Annotated in this window: 2 protein-coding genes; both read right to left on the minus strand. The window is 75.3% G+C overall.

All coding sequences use genetic code 11. The features are described from left to right. The coding region (locus AB8Z36_RS38335) for a vWA domain-containing protein (RefSeq protein WP_440582119.1) at positions 1-856 on the minus strand (856 nt) is incomplete at its 3' end. Positions 857-981: 125 nt separating this feature from the next. Then, positions 982-2,301 (minus strand): AAA family ATPase, encoded by a 1,320-nt coding sequence (locus tag AB8Z36_RS38340; RefSeq protein WP_369217984.1) that lies wholly within the window; start codon positions 2,299-2,301, stop codon positions 982-984. Positions 2,302-2,778 lie beyond the last annotated feature (477 nt).

Below are 2,778 nucleotides of genomic sequence, written 5' to 3' on the forward strand. Positions count from 1 at the left end.
CCTCAAGCAGCGCGGCGCCCAGTTCGGCGTCGCTGACCGAACCGGAGGTGTCGATCACCACGCAGACCCTGGGGGGCGTGCGGCGCAGGCTGGGCAGCACCACCTTGGGGACGCTGACCGAGCGCCGGGCCGGACGCCGGTAGCTGTGGTTCTCGCCCACGCCCGGCGCGCCCGCGGCCGAGCGGATCGCCGAGCCGAGCAACTGGCGCCATGGCTGCGGTGGTTGGAACGCCTGGTCCGCCCAGCGGCGCCACCCTTCCGGCGCGGTGCCCGGACGGCCCTTGATGCCCTCCGCGACCCGGAAGCGGACCGCGTCCCGCTGCTGCCTGGTCAGTCCGTTCGCCCCGTCCGGGCCCAGCTCCCACGGCCGTTCCTGCCCGTCGGCGCCGCTTCCGCAGTCCAGCCAGGCCAGCTCCGAGGCCAGGTCGGACAGGGAGGACGTCCGCAGGTACTCCTCCATCAGCAGCCCCTCCCGCAGCCCCAGCATCGACGGCACCACCGCCCCGCCGGGGCGGGGCAGGCCGTCACCGTAGATGTCGTCGTTGATCTCGAAGTCTGCCGCGATGTTGCGCCGGAGCCGTTCCCCCGGCCCCTGCCGCTCGTGTTCGCGCGCGTAGGCCTCGCCGCGCCCGTGATGGTCCCGCAGCAGGTGGGAGACCTCGTGCACCCAGACGCCCGCGAGCTCCTCCACCGGGGTGCGCGCCACGAACGCGGCGGACACGTAGCAGCGCCAGTGGGCGTCCACCGCCATCGTCGGCACCGAGGGGTCGTCGACCACGTGCAGCGCGAAGAGCGCGTCGGCCAGGTAGGGCCTGACCTTCACCGCGTGCAGCCGGGCGGAGAGCAGTTTCTCCATGTCCAGGGGTGTGCGCGGCCCGGCCGGGCGAGCGGCGGGAGCGGACGCCGTGGCCCTTGGCGGGCGCGGGGGCGCAGGCCGGGGCACTGGACGCGGCCCCTTGCGCGGGCGTGGTACGGAACCCTTCATCGGCCCGTCCCCGTCGCGTTCCCGGCCGCCGTCCTGGCCCGTACCACCGACAGGTCGGCGCGCCGGGCGAGGCCGACCACGCCCGTCAGGCGCTCCACCGCCTCCGGTACCTCCCAGTCGTCGCGCCGCAGCGCGGCGAGCGCCTTCGCCGGTGCGACGAGCAGGTCGGGGGCGCCGGTCTCCAGGGCGCGGACCAGTACCGCCCAGCCCGCCTCCCAGCGTGCACGCTCGGGCCGCGTCCCGACGGCCGCCACCACCGCCTCCAGCGTGGCTTGCCGCAGATCTCCGCGTTCCGGCAGTTCGGCGGAATGCGGGTCGGCGAGCAGCGCCTCCGGGTCCGGCAGGTCAAGCCGGTCGAGGTAGGCGAGGAGTTCCAGGCCTGGGCCGTCCCCCACCGCGCCCCGCACCAGCAGCGCGAGCACATCGTGCGAGACCGAGGCCGCCGTGGCGAAGGCCAGCAGGGTCAGCGCGGCCTCCCAGCTGCGCGGCGAGGGCCACGCTCCGCCGCGCCGCGTCTCGGTGTTCGGCAGCCGGTGGATGAGCGTCGGCCGGGACGCCAGGAAGCCGCACACCGCGCGCCGGGCGAAGGCCACCGCCTCCGGCATGCGCGCCTGGGCGAGCCGGGGCAGTTCCGCGCGCGGCCATACTCCGCCGAGGCCGCGCACCACGACCTCCCTGTCGTGCGTCCAGTGCAGATGCACGAACCGGTTGGCCAGCGGGGGGCTCAGTTCCCAGCCGTCCGCCGCCGATGCGCGCGGATTGGCGGCGGCCACGATGCGTACGCCGGGCGGCAGCCGCAGGGCTCCGACCCGCCGCTCCAGGACCACGCGCAGCAGGGCGGCCTGCACGGCGGGGGTGGCGGTGGACAGCTCGTCCAGGAAGAGCAGACCCCGCCCGGCACGTACGAGCTCGACGGCCCACTGCGGTGGCGCCATCGGCACGCCTTGCACGGCCGGGTCGTCGCCCACGATGGGCAGCCCGGAGAAGTCGGACGGTTCGTGGACACTGGCGATCACGGTGGTCAGGGGCAGGCCGAGCGAGGCGGCGAGCTGCGTCAGCGCGGCCGTCTTCCCGATGCCCGGCTCCCCCCAGAGCAGCACGGGCAGATCGGCCGAGACCGCGAGGGTGAGTGCTTCGAGCTGCTCGTCGGGGCGCGGTTCGGTACTGGTCGTCCGCAGCAGGCTCAGCAGATCATCGGCGAGCGCGAGCCGGGCACCGGTATCGGACGCCTCGGGGCATGCCGGTACGGGGGTGTCGGCGGCCCGGGTCGGAGTTGGGACGGTCGTGGGATTGGGCAGGAGCGTGCTGGAAGTCATGGTCATCACCTGGGTGGTCTGAGGGGAACGGGGTCGCCCGTCCCGGGTTCGAAGAGACGTACGCGTCGCTCTTCGACGCGTGCGCGCTAGTGGAGTCGTACGTGGTCCGGAGACCGCGCCGGAGGCACCCCGACGCGCCCGCCGCATCGCACGGCAGGCGCCACGCCCGGACGCGGCCGGTCCGTCAGCGAGCCTGGCGGGTGCGAGGACGCGACCGGCAGGAGCGCCTGCGGTGGGTCGGGACGGGTACGTGACGGGCGCACGGTGGACGGCGGGCCGCAACCCACCAGCCACCGCACGGCAGGGCCCACGCCCGGACGTGTCCGGCCTGTCAGCGAGCCTGGCCGGTACGCGGACGCGACCGGCCCGAGCGCCTGCGGTGGGTCGGGACGGGTGCGTGGCGGTCGAGACGTGGGCGGTGCGGCGGCTTCCTGCGGCGGCGGGTGTCGGGGGTGTCGTCCGCGTCGTCGTCCGGGG

This window comes from Streptomyces flavofungini (genome assembly GCF_041028215.1).
Taxonomy (GTDB): Bacteria; Actinomycetota; Actinomycetes; order Streptomycetales; family Streptomycetaceae; genus Streptomyces; species Streptomyces flavofungini_B.

Excerpts from the sequence above, each read along its gene's own strand:
- AB8Z36_RS38340 (WP_369217984.1), bottom strand. The coding sequence starts at position 2,301 with ATGACTTCCAGCACGCTCCTGCCCAATCCCACGACCGTCCCAACTCCG.